Origin of the sequence: Pseudomonas sp. BJa5, from assembly GCF_030272875.2 — a bacterium.
GTDB lineage: Bacteria > Pseudomonadota > Gammaproteobacteria > Pseudomonadales > Pseudomonadaceae > Aquipseudomonas.
Window position 1 is genome coordinate 48378 of record NZ_JALRNG020000021.1, and the last position, 21582, is coordinate 69959.

Annotated in this window: 13 protein-coding genes and 1 pseudogene; 12 read left to right on the plus strand and 2 right to left on the minus strand. The window is 61.2% G+C overall.

Annotated features, from left to right (window positions below):
* Positions 1-7: 7 nt before the first annotated feature.
* The 12 genes from M2D63_RS13865 to M2D63_RS13920 all read left to right on the plus strand — a co-directional run bounded on the left by M2D63_RS13865 (position 8) and on the right by M2D63_RS13920 (position 13670).
* Positions 8-1600, plus strand: a complete 1593-nt coding sequence (locus M2D63_RS13865; RefSeq protein ID WP_285863496.1) for a lipopolysaccharide biosynthesis protein — start codon at positions 8-10, stop codon at positions 1598-1600.
* Positions 1597-2685 carry a glycosyltransferase family 4 protein gene (locus M2D63_RS13870; RefSeq protein ID WP_285863497.1) on the plus strand — a complete coding sequence of 363 codons (1089 nt, stop codon included), beginning with the start codon at positions 1597-1599 and terminating at the stop codon, positions 2683-2685. Before M2D63_RS13865 ends, M2D63_RS13870 begins: the two co-directional genes overlap by 4 nt.
* On the plus strand, positions 2682-4052 hold the full coding sequence (locus tag M2D63_RS13875; protein WP_285863498.1) for an O-antigen ligase: 1371 nt from the start codon (positions 2682-2684) through the stop codon (positions 4050-4052). The genes M2D63_RS13870 and M2D63_RS13875 overlap by 4 nt, the downstream gene beginning before the upstream one ends.
* Positions 4049-5014, plus strand: a complete 966-nt coding sequence (locus tag M2D63_RS13880; protein ID WP_285863499.1) for a glycosyltransferase family 2 protein — start codon at positions 4049-4051, stop codon at positions 5012-5014. Before M2D63_RS13875 ends, M2D63_RS13880 begins: the two co-directional genes overlap by 4 nt.
* A complete protein-coding gene (locus tag M2D63_RS13885) occupies positions 5007-6143 on the plus strand; it encodes a glycosyltransferase (protein WP_285863500.1) in 1137 nt (378 codons plus the stop codon). The genes M2D63_RS13880 and M2D63_RS13885 overlap by 8 nt, the downstream gene beginning before the upstream one ends.
* Positions 6144-6152: 9 nt before the next feature.
* Entirely contained in the window at positions 6153-7163 is a 1011-nt protein-coding gene (locus M2D63_RS13890) for a polysaccharide deacetylase family protein (protein ID WP_285863501.1), read from the plus strand.
* Entirely contained in the window at positions 7160-8464 is a 1305-nt protein-coding gene (locus M2D63_RS13895; protein WP_285863502.1) for a lipopolysaccharide biosynthesis protein, read from the plus strand. The genes M2D63_RS13890 and M2D63_RS13895 overlap by 4 nt, the downstream gene beginning before the upstream one ends.
* Complete coding sequence (locus tag M2D63_RS13900; RefSeq protein WP_285863522.1) at positions 8464-10383, plus strand: hypothetical protein; 1920 nt, start codon at positions 8464-8466, stop codon at positions 10381-10383. Before M2D63_RS13895 ends, M2D63_RS13900 begins: the two co-directional genes overlap by 1 nt.
* Positions 10384-10417: 34 nt before the next feature.
* Positions 10418-11107 (plus strand): N-acetyltransferase, encoded by a 690-nt coding sequence (locus M2D63_RS13905; protein WP_285863503.1) that lies wholly within the window; start codon positions 10418-10420, stop codon positions 11105-11107.
* Positions 11108-11111: 4 nt separating this feature from the next.
* Positions 11112-12284 (plus strand): GNAT family N-acetyltransferase, encoded by a 1173-nt coding sequence (locus M2D63_RS13910; protein WP_285863504.1) that lies wholly within the window; start codon positions 11112-11114, stop codon positions 12282-12284.
* A complete protein-coding gene (locus M2D63_RS13915; protein WP_285863505.1) occupies positions 12256-13047 on the plus strand; it encodes a carbohydrate deacetylase in 792 nt (263 codons plus the stop codon). The genes M2D63_RS13910 and M2D63_RS13915 overlap by 29 nt, the downstream gene beginning before the upstream one ends.
* Before the next feature lie 320 nt (positions 13048-13367).
* Positions 13368-13670, plus strand: coding sequence for a DUF3077 domain-containing protein (locus M2D63_RS13920; protein ID WP_285863506.1), 303 nt, complete (start codon positions 13368-13370; stop codon positions 13668-13670).
* A gap of 35 nt (positions 13671-13705) precedes the next feature.
* Here the strand turns inward: M2D63_RS13920 and M2D63_RS13925 are convergent.
* Together M2D63_RS13925 and M2D63_RS13930 are read right to left on the minus strand one after the other, a co-directional pair.
* Positions 13706-14202 (minus strand): annotated as a pseudogene (locus M2D63_RS13925) (IS5/IS1182 family transposase); the annotation flags it as partial.
* Positions 14203-14468: 266 nt separating this feature from the next.
* Positions 14469-21401 (minus strand): RHS repeat-associated core domain-containing protein, encoded by a 6933-nt coding sequence (locus M2D63_RS13930; protein WP_285863507.1) that lies wholly within the window; start codon positions 21399-21401, stop codon positions 14469-14471.
* Positions 21402-21582: the final 181 nt, after the last annotated feature.

The window sequence follows — 21582 nt, forward strand, 5'->3', positions numbered from 1 at the left end:
AATGAGCATGAACACGAAAGAAAACTACCTGCATGAATTCTTCAGGATCTTCTTCGCCAACCGCCAGTTGGTGAAGCGGGTGTTCCTGGTCTTTGCAGTGATTGCCCTGCTGTTGCCCCTGGTGCTCAAACAGAGCTTCGACATCACCGCCGAGGTGATCGTCCAGTCGAAGAAGCTGTCGCAGAGCGATACCAACACCGCCCTGGCCCAGGAGACCGACAAGTTCATCCCGCCGTCGCTGGCCGACATGGAGACTGAAAGCAACATCCTGCGTTCGCCGACCCTGATCCGCCAGACCATCAGCCAGCTGCGCGACGAAGGCCAGTACGACCTGCCACCGGGCCTGATGCAGCGCCTGGTGTTCGGCCCGATCAAGAGCCTGGTGGTCAACCCGCTGCGTGAGCATGTGATCAACCCGGTACGCTCGCTGTTCGGCCTTGAGGTCGACCCGGTGCGCGACACCCAGCTCGACACCCTCACCGACGAGGCGATCAAGGACCTGAAGATCGAAACCCTGCCCGGCTCCAACGTGGTCTCGGTGACCTACAGCTTCCCCGACCCGAAACTGGGCACCCTGTTCGTCAGCCGGTTGCTGGACAACTACCTGAAAAACCGCCAGAACCTGCAATCGAACGAACTGCCGCAAGAGTTCTACGAGCAGAAGAAACTGCAGTACCAGGCGCGCATGGATGACCTGGAAAGCAAACGCCTGGGCATGCTCGAAAGCATCGGCTCGTCCGATCCGAAGGAGGAAATCACCTTCCGCCTCAATGCCATCAACACCGAGGAACAGGCGCTGAACCTGTACCGCGACCGCCTGCTGCAAAGCAAGCAGTGGCTGGAGTACCTCAAGTCCAGCCTGGCCGCGGCCAGCAACGCCGGCATGCGTGACTTCGCGTTCCCCTACACCTTCACCACCACCGTCGACAACGTGGCCTTCGAAGACCGCGAGATCAAGCAACTGGGCGAGCAACTGACCACCCTGGTGCTGACCTACGTCAGCGACCTGGCGGTGTTCCAACCCAACAGCGAGCAGATGGTGCTGCAACGCGAACAGATCGCCAAGACCCGCCAGCAGTTCCTCAAGGTCGTCTCCAACCGCATCAAGGAACGCGAGAAAGACCTGGCCGTGGTCCAGGACGTGATCGCCCAGAAGACCCAGCGCATTGCCGACTACAAAGGCCGGGTGCATCAGTTGCAGGAGACCCAGAGCAAGGCGCGTCAGCTCGACACCGAGATCGACGCCCTGCACAAGGCCTTCTTCACCTACACCCAGCGCTATGAAGAAGCACGTGGCGAGCGCCTGCTGGCGGGCGACCTGTCCAACGCGCGGATTCTCAGCGCGCCCTACGAGCCATCCGAGGCGGCCTTCCCCAAACCGTTGCTGATCGTGCCGTTCGGCATGCTCACCGGCCTGCTGCTGGCCATTGCCCTGGTCTATGTGCGTGAGTTCTTCGACCATCGCTTCAAGCATCCGGCGCAGATCGGCCATCAACTGGACCTGCCGGTGTTGCTGGTGATCAACGACCAGACCCCGGAAACGCCCAACCCGCACAGCGGCTGGACCTTGCCACGGCTGATCCATTGGGTGCGCAATTGAACATAGCCCTGACCCCGACCCGGCCGATCGTCCACCTGCTGAGCAGCGGTGGCTTCTACGGCGCCGAGCGGATGCTGCTGGACCACTGCCAGGCCACCCCGGGACAGCACCAGGTGCTGTTCCTCGGGGCCCCGCAAGACCTGGTGGCGCGCTTTCGCGCCGCCGGTGTCGCCTGCCAGAGCTGCGACGGCCTCGGCCAATTGCTGGTCGAACTGGGCAAACAGCGGCACCTGCGGCCGCTGCTCAACGCCCATAACTTCAGGGGCCTGGTGTTCGGCTGGGTGGTCGCCAGGCGCTGGGGCCTGCCGATGGTCAGCACCCAGCACGGTTTTACCCCCACCAGCCGCAAGCAGCGTCTTTACGGCTGGTTGACCCTGCAACTGTGTCGCACCCGGACCATCGCCCGGGTGGTCTGCGTGGCCGAGAGTATCGCCGTGCTGCTGCGCCGGGCCGGTGTTGCGGCCAACAAGCTGCAAGTCATTCCCAATGGCCTGCCCGACGCCTGCGCCCTGCCCGATCCCGGCCACGACGACGGCCGCTGGCTGGCCGGCTATGTCGGTCGGCTGAGCAGTGAAAAGGGCCCCGACCTGTTTCTCGACACCCTGATCCCGCTGTGCCAGCGCCATCCGCAGCTGGATGCAGTGATGCTCGGTGACGGCCCGCAACGCGATCAGTTGCAGGCGCGCATCGATGCCGCCGGGCTCAACCAGCGTATCCGCCTGCCGGGCTTTCAGCGCGACATGCGGGCCTGGATGGCGCGCCTGGATGCCCTGGTGATCAGCTCGCGCACCGAAGGCACGCCGATGATCCTGCTCGAAGCCATGCAGGATGGCGTACCGGTGGTGGCCTTTGGCGTGGGCGGCATCCCCGATGTCATCGAACACGGCCGCAGCGGCCTGCTGGCCCGGCCACTGGCGGTCGACGAACTGGCCGCGCAGCTCGAAGCGCTGCTGCTGGACCCGGCCCAGACCGCCGAACTGATCGCCCAGGCGCGGCACACCCAACGCGAACGTTTTCACCTGCCGACGCTGGCGCAACGCTGGGCCCGGGTCTACCTGGGCGCGGCCACGGAGACCTGCGCATGATCATTCCCCTGTCGTTGATCGGTCTGTTTGCGATTGCCGCCCTGGTCCTGCTGGCCAGCCCCTGGCCCTACCTGGCCCCCGGCGCGGCCATCGGCCTGGTCGGCCTGCTGGTGCTGTACCGGCGCCCGGCCTGGGGCCTGCTGGCGATCATCGCGGTAGTGCCCCTCGAAGGCCTGTTCAAGGACAGCGACCTGTCGGCTGCCAAGCTCATCGGCGCCTCCCTGGCTCTGGTACTGTTGCTGCAACTGGCGGTCAAGCAGTTGCCCGGCGAGCGCCTGCGCAGCTCCATGTGGCGCCTGCTGCTGGGCTTCATGGCCTTGTACCTGTTGAGTTTCTGGGCCAGCGACAGCAGCGAGATGTCCCTTGGGCATTTCCGTGAGCTGGCGGTGGGCCTGCTGCTGTTCGCCATCACCCTGCTGATCGGCCGCGAGCTGAACCTGCCCATGATGTGCCGGCTGGTGACCCTGAGCGTCGGCCTGACCTGCATCATGGCCATGTTCTCCGCCAAGTACCAGGACGAGGGCCGCGCCGCCGGCCTGCTCTCGGACCCCAACGTATTCGCCATGCTCATCGCCATCGCCGTGCCCATGGCCCTGTGGCTGGTGCTCAACAGCCCCAACCGCTTGCACAGGCTGTTCTGGATCGCCTGCTGCCTGCTGTTGCTGGCCGGCATGACCAAGACCAACTCGCGCTCGGGCCTGGTGGTGCTGCTGATCAGCCTGGGCATCGTGCTGGTCCACTACCGCGAACAGGTCGCCCGCCTGCGCCCGCGTCACCTGGGCTTTGCCATGCTCGGCCTGGCGATCCTGCTGCCCGCCGCCGTGGCGGTGATGCCGGACACCTACATCGCCCGGATCCAGTCGCTGACCTACCTCAAGTCCGGGGTCAACGCCTTCAAGGACGACTCCCTGGGCCGGCGCTCTTCCTACATCGTCGTCGGCAGCAAGATGATCCGCGAGAACCCGCTGCTCGGTTCCGGCCCCGGCACCTTCCCCCTGCACTACGCCACCACCGGCTATGCCAAGGCGTTCTCGGCCAATCGCAAGGTCGGCGACCTGTACCGCCGGGCGCACAACACCTACCTGGAAATCTTCAGTGAAGTGGGTGTGCCGGCCGGCCTGCTGTTCACCGCCATGGTGATCCTGGCCCTGTACAACCTCTGGTACGCCAGGCGGCTGTGGTTGCAGCAGGGCAATCACAAACAGGCCGACATGCTCACCCACCTGTGCATGAGCATGCTCGCCATCGGCCTGTTCCTGATGTTCCTCAGTGCGCCCAACCACAAGTACCTGTGGATCATGCTCGCGCTGTCCAGTGTCTTGCGCCTGGAAGCCGAGCGGGCGCGTCTGCCCCAGGAGGCGGCATGACGCAGATCAGTATCGTCATACCTATGTTCAACGAGGCCCGGCACATTGGCCGCACCCTGCAGTCGGCGCGCAACGCCGCCGAGGCGGCCGGCCTTGACTGCGAGCTGGTGGTGGTCGACAACGGCTCCAGCGACGACGGCCCGCAGATTGCCCGCAGCCTCGGCGCCCGGGTTCTGACCTTGCCGGGCCTGACCATCGGCGCCCTGCGCAACCGTGGCGCGGCCACCTGCCAGGGCGAGTGGCTGGCCTTTCTGGATGCCGATATCGAAATGCCGCACGACTGGCTGAGCGCACTGTTCGCGCTGCACGCCGACCAGCGTGGCGATGTCTTCGCCCTGGACTGCGACACCCCGCGCCAGGCGCCCTGGTTCGCCCGCGCCTGGCAGCGCCGCACCCTGCGCGCCGGGCGCGTCGAGCACCGGGCGCAATGGCTGCCGACCCCCAACCTGCTGATGCAGCGTCACTGGTTCGACCAGGTGGGCGGCTTCAACGAGCACCTGCGCACCGGCGAAGACAAGGACCTGACCTTGCGCCTGGGCCATGCCGGCGCACGGCTGCTGGCCCTGCGCGAGCCGGCCGCCCTGCACTGGGGCTACGAAGGCAGCTGGAGCGAATGGCTGGGCAAGGAGATGTGGCGCCAGGGCAGCCAGTTGCAGCTGCTGCGCAGCAATGGCGTGAGCCTGCGCCTGTTGCGCTTCCCGCTGTTGTCGGTGGGTGCCTGGACCCTGGACTTCATGGCCCTGTCGGCCTTGCTCGATGGCTTCCCCCATGTGGCGCTGTTCCTGCTGCTGATCAGCGCCCTGCCGGCCCTGGCCTTGAGCCTGCGCCAGAGCCTGAGCCACAACGACTTGTTGTTCAGCCTGCAGCTGTGGGGCCTGCACTGGATTCGCCTGCACCTGGCCGGCGCGGCCTTCGTGCTCAGTCTGTTCAACTGGAACGCAAGGAGGCCCGCCCGTGGCTGAGTTCATTTTCTGGCTGTGCCTGTTGTTGCCTTTCTATGCCTGGCTGGGCTATCCGCTGCTGCTCACCCTCGCCGCCCCCTTGTTCCGTCGTCACCAACCCGGCCCATTGGCGCCGCAACGGGTCAGCGTGGTCGTGGCCGCGCACAACGAAGAACGCAATATCGACAACAAGCTGCGCAACCTGCTGGCGCAGGACTGCCCGGTCGCCAGCCTGCAGATCATCGTCGCCAGCGACGGCTCCAGCGATCGCACCGTGGAGCTGGCGCGGCGCTTCGACGACCCGCGCATCCAGGTCCTGGACCTGCCGCGCATGGGCAAGAACAGCGTGCTCAACGTCGCGGTCAGCCAGTGCACGGGCGATATCCTGGTGTTCACCGATGCCGACGTGCACTGGATCGACGGCACCCTGGCGGCCTTGCTGGCACCTTTCGCCGACCCCGAGGTGGGCGGCACCGTCGGCAAGATGATCATCCCCGTCGCCGGCAAGGGCCTGAGTGTGGGTGAAAGCCTGTACCGCCATTACGAAGCCTGGCTGCGCCGGGTGGAAAGCCATACCGGCTGCACGGTGTCGGCCGACGGCGCCCTGCAGGCCCTGCGCCGCGAGCTGTACCAGCCGATTCCGGCGCGGGTCAACGACGACTTCTATATCAACACCTGCGCCCCGGTGGCCGGCAAGCGCGTGGTCTATGTCGACGAGGCCCAGGTGCTGGACCAGGGCGTGGACGAAGCCGAGCGTCAGTTCAGCCGCCGCCAGCGCGTCACCGTCGGCGGTCTGATCAGCCTGGCTGCCCGGCGCGAGCTGCTCAACCCCTTTAAGCACGGCCTGTATGCCATCGCCCTGATCAGCCACAAGCTGATCCGCCGCCTGGCGCCGGTGCTGTTGCTGCCCTTGTTGCTGGCCAACTTCTGGCTGCTCGATGACCACGGCTTCTATCACCTGACCTTGCTGGCCCAGCTACTCGGTTACACCGTCGCCGTGGCCGGTCTGCTGGATGAGCGCCGGCGCTTGCCCAAGCCGTTTCGCCTGGCCGCCTTCGTGCTGGTGACCCTGGCCGGCATGAGCGTGGGCCTGTGGCAGTTCCTGCGCGGGCACAGCTACAACCAATGGAACCCGGACCAGACCCGATGAGAGCCTGACATGCCGATCAAGACCAGTCTCAAGCGTGCCAGCGGTTGGCTCTACCTGAACTCCCCCAAAGGCCGTAATCAACTGCGCGGCGCCGGCGTGATCCTGATGCTGCACCGGGTGCTGGCCGACGACATCAGCGCGGCCCTGCCCCACCGCAATGAACTCTGCGTCGGCCCCGAGGCATTCGAGCGCCTGCTGCGCTGGCTGCACCGGCATTTTGATTGCGTGCACCTGATGGACCTGCTCAAGGTCCATGAGCAGCCGCGCGGCCAGCAACGGCCCAAGGTCGCCCTGACCTTCGACGATGGCTGGCGCGACAACGCCCTCAATGCCTTTCCCTTGCTGCAACAGTACAAGGTGCCGGCGAGCATTTTCCTCTCCACCGACTACATCGGCAGCCGCCAGCGCTTCTGGTGGGAAAGCCTGGGCGAGACCTTGTGGGGCAGCCACGGCGAAGTGCCGCGCCGGGCGCTGGTCGAACAACTGCGCAAGATCGGCCGGCCGCTGCCGGCGGCCTGGTTCATGAACGAGCGCGAGCAGGCCCGCAGCCAGATCCTGGCCAGGTACCTGCAAAGCCTCAAGTCGCTACCGCCCCAGGCCCTGCACCTGTTGACCGACACCTGCCCGGCCGAATCCCTGCCCCAGGCCCTGGACTGGAACCAGGTGCGCCTGCTGGAGAACTCCGGGCTGATCAGCTTCGGCCCCCACGGTGCCAGCCACGCCCTGCTGCCGGGGCTCGACGACCAGCGCCTGGAAGAAGAACTGACCCGCAGCCATTTCGCCCTGCAGCAAGGCTGCAAGCAGCCGTTGCCGGTGTACTGCTACCCCAATGGCGACCACGATGCGCGGGTACGCGAACGCTTGAGAGCGCACCGCTACCCCTTCGCCCTGGGCACCCAGGCCGGCATCTGCCAGGGCCATGACGACCCCCTGGCGCTGCCGCGCATCAGCGTCAGCCAGCGCACCGCCAGCCGGCCGTCGCTGCTGGCCTGGCGGATCAGTCGCGGAGGGCGCACATGAGCCGCAACAGCTATATGCGCCACCTGTTGCTGAGCATGGGCACGCGCCTGGCGATGATCGCCCTGCGCCTGCTGCGCAACGTGCTCCTGGCACGCATCCTCGGCCCCAGCGAACGCGGGCTGTTCGCCCTGCTCAGCACCCTGCCCGACCTGATCAGCGCGGCCACCAGCGGTGGCCTGAACACCGCCGTCGGCTACCAGGCGGCCAAGCAGCGCTCCATGGGCCTGCTGCTCAGCCAGGTGCTGATCTTCGGCTGCCTGGTGGCCGGCGCCCTGACCTTGATCTGCGTGGCCCTGGCGCGCACCTTCGGCACCGAACTGGAAGTCACCACCCAGCTCGGCCTGCTGGCCTGGCTGTTGCTGCTCGCCGTCCCCTTGACCGTACTCAAGAGCGGCCTGTTGACCCTGCACAACGCCACCGGCGGGGTCGGCGCCTTCAATGCCCTGCGCCTGACCGAATCGCTGGTGCCGCTGTTGTTGTTCGTCGGCCTGTTCTGGATGTGGCAGAACGCGGCCCTGGAAGCGGCGCTGATCAGCTGGCTGCTGGGCCTGAGCCTGGTGGTGGTGCTGGGCCTGTACTGGCTTGCGCGCCAGCACTCGATCCGCCTGTGCTGGGACCGCAGCGGCCAGCGCGAACTGCTCAGCTACAGTGCCAAGAGCCACCCGGACCTGTTGTTCCAGCAGGTGATCCTGCGCTCGGACTACCTGTTCATCAGCGCCATGCTCGGCAGCGCCGCCCTGGGCCATTACGCCATGGCCAGCGCCGCCGCCGAACTCTTGCTGATCGTCCCCGAAGCGGTGACCACGCCGCTGATGAAGCGTCTGCTGCAACAGGACGCCGGCATGGACAAGCTCACCCCGCTGGCCCTGCGCCTGACCGCCACGGTAATGCTCGGCGCGTGCCTGAGCATGGCGCTGATCGGCGAGTGGCTGATCGTCACCCTGTTCGGCGCCGAGTACCAACCGGCCTACCCGGCGCTGCTGGCCCTGCTGCCCGGGCTGTTCGGCCTGTGCTATGCGAGCATCCTGCGCCTGGACCTGCTGGGCAAGAACCGCCCCGGCACCGTGTCGCTGATGATGGGTGTGGGCGCTGCGCTGAACCTGGTGCTCAACGTCTTGCTGATCCCGGCCTACGGCATCGTCGGCGCCGCCATGGCCTCGTCCATCGCCTACCTGGCGGTGACCCTGGCGATGCTGCTGCTGTACTGCAAGCTCAGCGGCGTAGCGCTGTGGCAGACCCTGCTGGTGCTGCCCAGCGACCTGTCGCCGCTGCGCCAGATGCTGCAACGCAGGCCCGCATGATGCGCCCCGGCCTGCTGTTCGCCACCCTGCTGCTGGGCGCCGGTGCCCAGGCTGCACCGCTGTACTGGGGCGATATCCGCGACGGCAGCCTGTACTTCGTCGCACACCAGCCCGACACCCTGAACATCAGCTGGCAGCCGGCCTGGCAGGCCGATGCCAACCAGGAGCGCCTGTACCTGCTCGACGGCCAGGGCCACCTGCAGGCCGAACGGCTGATCAAACCCGACGAAACCCGTGGCCGGCAGCGCTGGCCGCTGGCCGCCGGCAGTGCCCCCTACCAGTTGGAGATCCCCGGCTACAGCTTCCGCCGCTACCGCATCGAGCACGCTGACAGCACCCGTGCCCTGTTCGCCCCGGCCAAGGTGCATTTCAGCGCCGAAGTCGGCCCGGGAGTCGAGTTGTACTTTCGCGTACCTGCCGGCCAGCAGGCGACACTGGCCGGCAAGTACCATGGCGGCGTGCACGGCCTGCAGGTACGGCGCCTGGGCGATGGCCAGCAGTTGAACCTTGGCCTGCGGCCCTACCGCGCCTATTGGCAGTTCGACCGCCTGCCGTTGCCGGTATCGAGCAGCGACCAGACCTTCCGCCTGAAGCTGGAAGGCCGTGGCAAGGTGGCGTTCTGGCTCGACGGCAGCGCCAACCTGTTCGCCCAGCAGGCCGAGCAACTGGGCGACTTGCCCAGTGCCGACGGCAAGGTGGCGCTGCGCCTGGGCACTAAACAGCTGGGCCGCACGCCTGACCTGGGCGTCAACCTGCCCTATGTGCTGCCGCCGGCTTCCAGCTACGGGGTGCTCGATGCCCTGGCGCCACAGGCCGCCGGTTACTACAGCTTTGCCGACCTGATGGCGCGCAAGCCCGGCTACGAGGATGCCTTCCGGCGCTTCTACCAGCAACGCTACCGGATCCGCCAGGACATCACCCTGCTGGCCGGCACCGGTCGCGAATCGGTGCTGGCCGCCGACCGCACCCGCCACGACGGCCTGGATGCCTGGCTGACCAGCACCAAGGGCCTGGACAGCAAGGCCCTGCACTACATCGCCTTTGCCGACGAGCCCAACCTCAACTACAGCGACTACCCCACCTTCAGCCGCTACTTCCAGGCCATGGCCGAGCGCGTGCAGGGCTTCCCCGGCGCCCGCGAGGCCGGGGTGCGCATCGCCATGCCGGCCAGCTCCAACCTGGTCAACGGCCCCTTCCATGCCGGCAGCCGCGAACGCATCGGCCTGGACTGGGCCCGGCGTTTGCTCAAGGAACACGGCGCGCAGATCGACGCCCTGGCCTGGCACGAATGGATGGTGCGCGACCTCTTGGCCACCCGCACCTACCGCGACGCGGTGCGCCAGGCCGCCGAGCTGGTGGGCCTCGACGCCCGGGGGCGGCCCAACAAGGCCCTGCTGCTGGACCAGACCAACCTCTCCAGCGGCTCGAGCCTGAGCCCCTACGACCAGGAAACCCACTACGCCGCCCTGTGGTGGACCTCGGTGGTGATCAACGCCTCCCAGGACGGCCTGCTCGACATGCTCAACTGGTTCCATGTCGCCGACGAGCCGGAGTGGCCCAAGGGCATGGTCCGGGTGCTCAGTGAAGACCGCTTCGAACTCAAGCCGGTGGGCCTGGCCCAGCAGTTCATCCAGCAGCACTGGCTGGACCAGGTGCTGGCCCTGGACAACGACGCCTTCGAGGTCGACGCCCTGGCCATGGCCCGCGACAAGCAGCGCAGCCTGCTGGGCGTGAACAAGGGCCAGCGCCTGCAGCAGGTCAGCCTGGCACTGGACAGCGCGCAATGCCCGCAAGGCAAGCTCAACCTGTTCGGCCCGGACAACACCTCGCGCAGCGCCGTCTACGATTGCCGTGACGGCCGCGTGCATTTTCAACTGCCGGGGCAAACCCTGTTCGCCCTGACCTGGAGCGCTTCGTGACAGCGCACCTCAACCTGAAAACAGGAGGAGCACCATGAGTGCTTTGAGCAAGATCCAGGACCGCATAAAGCGTAAGGGACTACGCAACACCCTCAGCGCTGGGGTCAAACGTTATCTGTTCTATCATTGGGAACTGCTGTGGATGGAGCGTGACCTGGTCAGCCCGGTACCGCCGCACAACCTCAAGCCCTACCCGCCACTGCGGATCGAGACCATCACCGTGAACAACGCCGGGGCCTTCGCCCGTCACTTCGGTGACCGGGTCGAGACCATGCGCGAACTGGCCGCCGAGGGGCATACCGGCCTGATGTTCCTCGATGATGCAGGCGATGCGGTGGCCTTTATCTGGGGCAGCCTGCGCCACTACCACGACCGCCACTTCTACGGCTGCTGGTTCCCGGTGGAACCTGGCCAGTTCTTCGAGTTCGGCGGCGAGCTGATCCGCAAATACTGGGGCTCGGAGCTGTCGGTCGACCTGCAGCTGGCGTTGTGGAAAGCCATGGCCGACCAGGGCTGCGACACCGTGGTGGATGTGTGCGAGAACCACAACATCCCGGCGCTCAAGCTGCACCTGCGCATGGGCTATAAGGAACAGGGGCGGATCATGAATGTGTACTGCCTGTTCGGCCGCTGGAAGTTCTACCGCGAAACCCGCTACAGCGGCTCGCGCCTGGAGGCCCTGCGCAAACCGGCCCCTCGCCCCACCACTGCCACCGTAGCCTGAGCCTATGCAAATGGATTTGAAATGGTACCCCTCGCTGCGTGCCGACGGCTTTCCCGCCGAGGCCTACGAACAGCTGCGCCAGCGCCTGCCGGGCAGCACACCGTTCAACCACCTGGGCTGGTTGCAGGCGGCCGAAGCGGCGTTGCCGGCCGATCAGCAGCTACAGGTACTGGTCGGCCATCACCAGGGCCAACTGTGCCTGTGCCTGCCCTTGATCCGTGGCAGCGAACGTTTTGGCCCGCTGACTGTCCAGGTGGTGCGCCACCTGGGCTACCCCTTGAGCGATCGCATCGCCCTGCTCGCCGACCTGCCGGCGGGCGCGGCGGCACAGGTGCTGCGGGCCATCCGCCAGCGCCTGCCCCACGCCCTGCTGCAACTGAGTGAAGTGCCGGACGATGCAGCGCCGCAAGCCCTGCTCAGCACCTGGCAGCGGCGCAGCTCGCTGTTCGAACGACGCCTGAGCTGCCGGGTGCCGGTGCACCGCATCGTCCCCGAAGACCGCCAGGAAATCAGCGGCGATCCACGCTACAAACTGCGCCGCGCGCGCAAGCGCATCGCCGCCTGTGGCGCCCAGGTGCGCCGGGTGATCCCCGACGCCAGCACCATCAAAGCCCTGCTCGATGCCGTGGCCGATGTCGAGGACGTCAGCTGGAAAGGCGATGACGATGTCGGCATCTTCTCCGGCACCCTGCGCCGCCAGTGGATGTACCAGGCCTTTACCGCACTGGCCGAGCAGGGCCTGGTGCGCATGGTCCTGCTGGAGCTGGGCGGGCGCTGCATCAGCTACCGCCTGGGGGTGTTCGAGCACGGGCGGGTCTATGACTACAACCTGGCCTTTGTGCCTGCCCATGCTGATCTGGGCAGTGGCCGGGTACTGCTTGAGGAATGGATTCACTGGGGCCTGGATGACGGCTGGGAATGGGTCGACGCCTCGCGCGTCAGCCTGAACAATTCCAGCCACCAGTTGCAGGAGCGTATGAGTGCCCAGCTTGAGCAACAGCGACTGAGTTTTTACAGCTGGAGGCCTGATGGCCTGGCCCTGGGTCTGGGCCTGCGCCTATGGCGACGCTTCAAGCCGCAATTGCAACGCCTGCGTCATTCACGTCCGGCGCCTGCCGCCGAGCCGATTCCCGAACCGGAGAACCCGAATGCCCTCACAGGTCATAGTCAACGCTGACGACTTCGGACTCAGCGCCCACACCAACGCGGTCATCCTCCACGCCTTCCAGGCCGGGCTGATCAGCTCGGCCACCGCCATGGCCAACATGCCGGCCTTCGCTGCGGCCTGCACCCTGGCCCAGCTGCCGGCGCTGCGCGGCCGGGTGGGCCTGCACTTCAACCTGACCTTTGGCCGGCCCTTGAGCGAAGCCATCGGCAAAGAGCCGCGCTTCTGCACCCCCAGCGGCGAATTCGACCTGCGCATCAAGCAACACACCCTGCGCCTGAGCCGGCGCGAACGCGAAGCCGTCGAACAGGAACTGCTGGCCCAATGGCAGCACTGCCTGTGCCTGGGCCTGATGCCCAGCCATGTCGATTCCCACCAGCACGTGCACAACATCTGGCCGATCGGCCTGATCGTCGCGCGCTTTGCCGCGCGTGTAGGCGTACCGGTGAGGCTGGCGCGCAACCTGGGGCACAACATCGGCCCGGTGAAGCGGGTGTTCAAGACCCTGCTCAACCACCGGATCCGGCGCTTGGCGGGCGCGACGGCGGACTATGTGTGCACGCCGGCGGACCTGCGCGCGGGGCTCGCGCCGGACACGGGCTTGCTGGAGGTGGTGGCCCATCCCAGCGCGCTGGGCGGGCATGATTTCGGCGACGCCTACCTGGGCACGGGCGAGTCGCTCAAGGCCCTGGTGGAGCAGCGCCTGGAGGGCGTGCCACGGGTCGGCTACGGGGTGCTGAACACCGAGCGGCAACCGCTGACTTCGCCGGTGTAGCGCGGCGGGGCTAGCCAGTGGCGAGTCCTAGGACCTATCCTACGCGGTCTGTCGCTCTCAGTAGCTTGCCCGGGGAAGGCCTTCGCACTAGGCTCGCCAGGTCACTGAATGTTCGGTGATCGGGTTTGGCGACCCGGACAAGTTATGCGATCACCATGGCGGCAGTTGGTTCATTCCAGCACTCCCTCTATGGCGGTTGTGCGCGGGAGGGCTTCGGCCCTGCCGGGTTCCTAACTTACCGGTTCGCCAACCCGCGTACAGCTGCCACCCAACTTGTTTGGCGACAAAGGCGTGGCGGCTCCCCAAGTTAGGAGTTGACCATGAAGAAGCTCGTCCCCGATCCCCCAAGCCTGCACCTTGTCGAAACCGCCGAAACGCCGGTCAGCAGTTGCCCCGATCATCCCCCGCTGTTCAATGTCCGCGCAGGCGTCAGTGCCGAAGATGCCCTGGTGCATGCCCTGCTCTACCTCAAATGCGCCAATGCGACGATTCCCCAGGCGGTGGAGTACACCAGTGCCGACGGGCGGGGGTTTGTGTGGTCGACGCAGCATTCGGTGCAGATGGCCATGGGGTTGATTGATGCGGTGTTGGATGGGATTGAGTTGCGACGGCTAGCCGACTGACCAACTTATAGGGTGCAAGAGAGTGGATTCATTTTTCAAAGCAAGTAAAAATGAATCCGCCCGCCGCTTTTTCGCCGTCGCAGCCACCGCATGGCGCAAGCCAGAGAGACCCTTACGGCATAACTTTTCGCAAGCTTGTCGAAGCGAATAACGATTCTGCGGTTCTCTTCCAGCCAGCCCAACATGCGCTCAACGATGTTGCGCTGTCTGCATTTTGGTTGCTCAAACATCTTGGGCAAACCGGGTTTGGGCCTGCACTTCATTGAGCGCAACGAGATGACCGGTTGCATTCGATACCGGTCGCAATAGTGACGTAGCGCGTCGGCGTCGTAGCCATTGTCGGTAAGCAACCATCGGCAGTGCTTACTTCGATCATACAGGTTTGCAAATCGATCAAGCCTTGGTCGTTGAGCTTCAAATGCAACCGCTTGAGCATCTGATCGAACGTTCCCCGGTTTCGCCAATCCCGAACCTGCTGGTAGACCGTTGACCAAGGCCCACGCCTCTGCCAAGAGCCCATAACGCTTCGCCATCACAGGATTCCTTTCCGTAGATGGCTGAAGACTCTACAAAATTTCGATTTTCGACACGCCTCGGTTGAGTTTCACAGGATTTCGTACAGAGCCTAATAACCAACCGAACCCCGCCAAAACCAAATTTATGAAGCCATGTCAGAACCACCACCCCAATCAAATCAACATTAAATTATAATGGGCTCATCCATGAGCACCTGACATGTACAGCTTCTAACACTTACAAAGCCTCAAGCACAAACCATCCAAAAACATAACCCCACACCTACTTATCATACCCAGTAACAGACGCCCTATTGTACATATGCAAAAAGCGCTCATCATTACGCCCATGGCAAAATGCGTAAATATGGTGTCCTTCTAACACCTCATTAGTATTCAGCGTATGCAACGCCGTTTGACTATCAAGTTCATGGACATAGATTGCTCTTTTATTGGGAAATGGATTATTTCTGCTCAACTTCAGCATATCTTCACGAAAAAAATCAGGATAATCTAACTGCGGATGCCTGATTACACTTATAGGTTTCCTTTGAAAAAATACCGATCTCAACAGGTTTTTCGGTTTATTGGAAAACACGTCCAACCAGTTATTACCCTCAGGCGCCCCATGCACTCCAGTATAGAAATGAACATCACTAGCGGAGCCACGGCGTGCGATTTGTTGAATGGGATCGTCCAAATCACTTCCAATGATGCGCGTGTTAGCCCCCCAGAAATGCCGAGTGGGCTGACCAGGGTTGTTTACTGTTTCCTGATACCATTGCAAATGTTGTCTATAGTTCGGCGTTCTTATGACATTTGTCTGCTTGTATACATCATTAAAATGTAGCGCACGCTCGGAAGCAGCACCGCCTTGACCAAGTGCACTGCCAGCTCGACTTGAACTTACTACGGCCTGAACACGCGTGGCGAGCTTGCCAATCTTCGATACCGACCACCTGATCAGCCGTCCCGCCGCATAGGCAACTGAAGGTACGATTGTCGCAATATCAATGGCTGTGGAGATGCCGCCCAGTATTGAGGAAAGTTTCGGGTTGGTATAACGAATGGCTTCACTGGCGATATGCAGCCCGACTGACACAACCGTTGCGGCAAACAACGCACCGGCAATCACCAGGCTGGCGCCGCCTGTGGGAATGGCCAGGAGTACCGCTGCAGTCGCCCCCAGGATCGCTACGCCGCCCCAGATCAGAGTGGACATCATCCGCACATGCCATGGGCGGTCATCTACTGGCGGCTGCGGTGGGTCAAAACTTGCAATCAACTTGTTCATTTCGCTGAGTTGGTGCTCCTGCCCCCAGCGGCTGAGCATGATGTGCCCGCTCGGGTCGTGCAGGTTGACCGGATCACCTCCACAATAGGCCCTGTCGTTGATGCCGCCAGCGCCCAGTGGACTCCAGCCGTCGCGTTGGTAGAAGCAGCGCTCGACAGGATCATAGTAACGATTACCCAGGTGATAGCCACCCAACACGGGATCACGCCATTGGCCGTTATAGCCTCTCGCGGTCGGGCAGGCACCATCGTGTTCACCGTAGGGGCCAAAGCTGATGGGCGGGGCCCCGGTGACGCCGATCACGCCGCTGTGCGGGTCCTGGAACACGAAGGTGGTTTGCACCTGGTCCGCAGTGAGGGTCTGTTGGGCCATTCCGAAGAAGCAGGTGCGGTGCAGTTCCTGGTGGTTTTCGTCAAACCATACCTCGGCCGCCAATTCGCCATCCAGTTCATACAGCAGCTCGCATGTGCGCTGTTGTTCTACATCGTAGACTGCGGCCAGGCGGTTTTCGGCGTCATAGTCGTAACGGGTCAGCAAGCTGCCCTTGGCGTTTGTCACCCGCACCAACCGTCCGAGTTGGTTGTACTGCAGATGCCGCCCTTGGGAGTCGCGACTCAGCCGACCGTTGGCATCATAGCCGAGGTGGCACTGCTGGCCATCGGCTAACTCCTGGATACGGAGTGTGGGGTGGTTCTGGTCGTAGGTATACGTTTGCATGCGCGTGCTTTGGTCAGAGTAGGTCGTCGCGCATTCGCGCAGGTTGCCCAGTGCGTCGTGGACGAAATCCTGCTGAATGAAGCGGTAACCAGAATCGTCGGTGGGCAGCGCATCTTCTACGCCGCTGCAGTGATATCGGGCCAGGCGGCTGGTGAGAGCGTCATAGTCAAAGGTTTCAGTCAGCCGCAACTCACCCTCATAGAAGGTCCTGCGCATCTTGAGCTGGCCACTGGCATGGTATTCCCGCTCGAGTACGAGTTGAACCGCCCCATCGACACTGTAACTGCGCCTGGTTTCCTGCCCCAGGTCGTCCCACTGCAGTTCCCTCACCATGCGCTGCTGGCCATCGAATACCTCATGCCGCTCCAACTGGCTACGGTCGTCATATTCGAAACGTTGCACCAGGTTGCCTTCTATCAGGCAGACCACACGGTCCTGTGCATCCCGAAAAGCCCGAGCCGAGGGGCCTGCGATCGACTGCCTGCTTTGCCAGAGGCCTCGCGAGGAACACTGGACCTTGCCCTGGAATTCAGCCCGGGGGCCACGCCTGCTCGTCGACACTTGCCAGTTCTTGTCATTCATTTCGACCAGGTGTTCGAACGTACCTACCCTCAACCCATCAATGGTCTGCTCGTTCGTGCCCGCCGGTGATGTCGCTCTGACGGTACGGAGGTTATCTGCTTGCTCGACCACGATACTCTGGTCAACCACCGAGCCGTCTTTGGTCCAGGTCAGGGTACTGCCCTGAGGGGAGGCCTGGCTTGAAAGGCTGGTCATGTCAGGCAAGGTGACCTGACCATCGGTGTAGCCGAAACGGAAACTTCCCATCTCTTCCTGAGAGCGTTTGCCGTTGGCGAAGGTCTGGACAATCAAAGGGACGACCGTTGAGTGACCGTCACCCTCCTGGGTTACCCACAGGAGTTTTTCTACGGCATTGGACAACCCGTAGTAGACCCTTTCAATGCGGGTACCATCGGGCTGTACAAAGACCACCGGCCGATCAAGTTCGTCATATTCAATAGTCGCCACCTGACGGGATTCAACCCGCTCGTGTTTGACCAGCCTACCCAGCGGATCGAAGTGACGGAGGCTGTTGTGGACAGCGCCTTCAATGTTAGGCAGATAGAGGGAGTCACGCACAATCACACTGCCGTCAGCCTGAGTGGTAGCATGCTGGGCAGTCTCCGACAACACTGTGGACCCCAGCAATGTCGAGGTGATCTCGGCGTCGGTTTCGTGGTCAATCCTTCCGTTGTTCTGCGTTGTTGCCTGCCACAGCGCCCCCATGAAGATATTCGTTCCGGCATGCAGGGCGCGCAACAGGCCACCAGGCAGATACTCATACTCCGATCCTGCCAACAGCAGACCTTTATCGCTGTAGTGGTTATCGCAGACCAGGCGGTTGTCCACCTGTTCACGCAACAACCGGCCCTGACTGTCGAACTGTCGCGTGTATTGACTACCGTTGAGTTTGAGCTTCTGCAGGGTGGAGGTAGGCCAGGATTCATTCTTGTGGAGTTTTCGTCCCTCGCTGTCCCAGCGATAGATCTCGTACCCACCACGGTCGACCGCTTTGGCCAGCAAGTGACGGCTAAAGCGACAGTAAACCTCGACGTCCTGCTGCTCAACTTTAACGCCATCATGTTCTACGACAACGCTCTTGTAGCGATGGAGACCATCCTCCCGCCAGTGTTGCGTGAAAGCTTGCGATTGCTGCATGCCGTTCCAGCTGAGGACCGTGTGGGTATACTCTGACCAAGTGACCTGGCCATCGGTATGAATTGGTGTTGTCAGGCCCGACGAAACAGTTTGCACGCGCGCAGACCGTCGGCCCTTGGCTAGTGCCAGGCGTTGGTCATTACGGGTGATCCCGTTGATTACAACGGAAGTGCGGACCTCCAGTTGTCCACTCCTGGAGGCTTCATAGCCATAGAATTTCAGTGCATTTGGAATCTCGTCGCCGTCGAGAACCTGGTATTCGTACATACAGGAGAGTGGAATATCTTGAAGGGCGTCAGTCGATGGGCATGATACGTTCCCAAGGGCATACAGCGCTGTGAGATCACCCTCGAGCCCGGCTGAAGCATTGCCTCCTTCTCGAGGGTAGTACCACCAGCATGTTATGGTACCATCGGCAGCGATGCTCTTGCTCAGTTTACCCTCTAGGTTGTATTCGAAATACTGGGTGGTTTGCTCTTTTTCACCACCACTTTCAAAAATCGTTTCAATACTGGAGACCTGAGCGTAATCAAGGTTCTTATGTGATTTATCAGGGTAATTCCAGCGAGTCGATTTCTGACCTTCGCCGTGGGCATGAATTTCACTAATGCGGCGGTTATGCTTGTCAAATGTATAATTTATTCGGACGTTTGAGTCTGAGTTAAGCTCGGTTGAATGCTCGGCCGAGCGCGACAGGTAGTTTTCCTTGCTGTATTCGTAATAAGTAACCAGCGCCAGCTTGCTTCCTTCAGAGATCGAATGCACTGCAACGGCGGGTAGTGGAGGGCGAGCATTGTCAGGAAAGCACATAGCGCCTGCCAGGTAACTCACTCGCTCGAGCTGGCCGCTGGAGCTTTCTACGCTCACAAGAATATGATCAAGTGTCGGATCAGGAGCGTATCCGTATCGCATGAAGCTGCCGGTGTCGGAACGCGAAATTTGCTCCAGCAAATAATTATTAAGTTTAAGCCTTAGCTTGAATGCGGAGTCTGGATTGGTGCTTGACGACTGAACTGACTCGTTGTTTTCAGTGAGATTGAGTAAAGCGGTATTTGGCCAGAGGCGTAATTCTACAGCGTCTTTTGAATAGTCAGCACTGAATAGCTCGGCGTTTGCCGAAGAGATTTTTTTAAGAAGATACTGCCAGTTCACGCACTCCCATTGAACATGAAATGATCCACCTTGGGGTGTATAAATTGTCGTGGGCAGGAGATACATGAATGGGCGTTTTATGATGGCCAGTTCACGTTTTAGCTGCTTACTGAGAGGCGTGTCCTTTTTTGACTCGATCTCCCAGGCATTCAAGTCATCCGGATTGCTGTTCTTGAAGAATTTTTCGACAGAATAACAAAAGCGTTGCCAGGTGCTTCGTTGAGCATCCCATTTGGCCATAGTCTGGTCGATTCGAGAATACAGCTCTTTACTCACAACTTTCTCTGTCATGGCTTTGAGCTGGGCGAGATATTGTTTGTTGTGCTCCGCAGATTCTTGTCCAGAGACGCGGGTCAGATATTCATATTTCCCAGAAGGAAACCGTATTGTCATCTCCGAGGCATCTGCATTGCTGGATACCCAGCAGGGCGAACGTTTTACAATCTCGCCATTTTTCAGGTTCGCCCACTCTTCATCTGTGAAGCGAATCACCTCTCCGGTGTATAGTTTCAGACAGCGCTCCCGGTTTTCGAAACTGGAGAACTGAAATGCCCAACCATCTCCCAGACCGGCTTCATTACCCCGTAGGGCAGAATAGTGCAGGGTAAGGTCCAGACTGCCTTCTTCCGCTTCAAGCGCATGGAGGGTCGCTACCGGGTAGTGGGAATGGAACAAGCCAGTTTGCGGGTTAACGCCCGTTTCCGTTTCACCTTCGGTATCGAACAAATCACTACCAACTGTATTCCCATAGTCCTCGCACAGGTGGCTGGTAGGTTGGTACTGTGCTTTTTGGGGGTGCCCCTGGAAACGTAAAGTTTCCAGTTTTTTCCAAAGCTCAGTTTCGGTCGAAAGCCCGACATCGGCAACAGCGACTTCAGTACCAGTATAGCTATCGGCGAGATGAATATAGAACCGGTATATCCCAACATGCCAGGATTGTCCATTTGCGGGTGAAAGCTGAACGAATGGCCCGTCACTGGCTGTCCCGACTCGCATGCTGGGTTTATACAAGACCAAATCGGTATGGCCGTTGGTATTATTAGGGACCGTGAATCTGCCGTCGCTGACTAGATACTCACCTTCGACTGACAAACATCTTGCTATTTGCTTTAGTAGTAAGGCTGTTCTTCCGGTGTTGAGTTGGCGTGCCAATGATTCGTCAACTTCGAACATCCATACCAGCCGCTCGACTGCATCGCAGCTAGTTGCTAATCTAATGTCTTTTAACCACATCATGGATAATAGGTTCTCACCCCGGGGGTGTAGTACGCTATTCGAGGGGGAGCGCCAAGAGAGGGTGTGCTCCTTTTGATTTTTAAGTATTAATCCCCAGTCTTCCGTTAAGTAAATACTACCTGGGTATTTGGCTTCGACCCAGACCAAAGGAATATAGGCCGTTGACCATATTGACTGTGCACGTAGCAAGGTGTTCTGCATTTCAGCTTTGCTTTTGTTTTCTGCAGCAATAGGCTCGTTGAAATCAGATATATCGCTCAAGCGAAAATGTTGTGAATTTTTCAGCTTCAAATCATCGGACTTTTCGAGTAGAGGCGCATCGGGCTCAGGCTCGATGACCTGTGTGTCATCCACAAAGCGAGAGACAGTGACCGCGAGATCAGAGCCCTGCGGTACCCATAATGCGTTTTCTTCGGCATGTGGCTTGAAGCCTTCTTCGGCATTCCAGGTGCTCCTTCGGGATGACCACCTCCCTGCTCTTAGGAAATTACTTTCTCTGTTGATTTGTTCGCACAGGGCTGTTGGCCAGCTGTCTGACGTGCAGGTGTGTTCAATGCACTCATACAATCGTTGGCTACGGATGTCTCGAACTTCCACCCAGATCTTGCTATCGTGTTCAACCTGCGCGCTGCCCTCCAGTCGCAGTGCCTCCACCCAGTTTTCTTTGACTGGGTTGGTCGTGAAACTGCGGTTTTCGTGCCCGTAATGCCAAAGCCTGTTGTTCTTCACCTCTGCGTTGGTTTCGGTATCCTCCAGGGCTACCAGGCTGCTTCCGTTCCAAGTACCTGCCTTCAGATGTTTACCGGTACTATTGATGTGGTTGCAGAAATGATAAGACCAGGAAGCGGGGTTTAAGTGGATTTCCTTTTGTGCGTACTTAATATGCTCAAGCATTTTTCCCGTTGTGGAGTTTATCAGGTAAGCATGTATGCTAACTTTCTGCGGTGCAGGCAGGGTCAGAGTCCCGTTGTCAATCTTACAATTAAAGCTCAATGAGCAGTCACTTACCCACGGGCTCAGGGTGCTCGCGGAGTACTCACGGTTGAAACCGTTGTTGGCGTACTGCATTGTCGCATCGGACCAAAGTTGCTGAGTCATGACAAATCTCCAGCAGAGGACAGGCGGAGGCTTGATTAGATGCCTGGTCATTCAGCCGAGCAACTGACAAAAATGTCAGTTGCTAATCGACTGTTATCGACTGTTATCGACTAGAGACAACGCTTGTTCTGGTGGTCGTCGAGCCCTGCCGGGTTCGCCATTTGCAGGTTTGTCGAGTTTC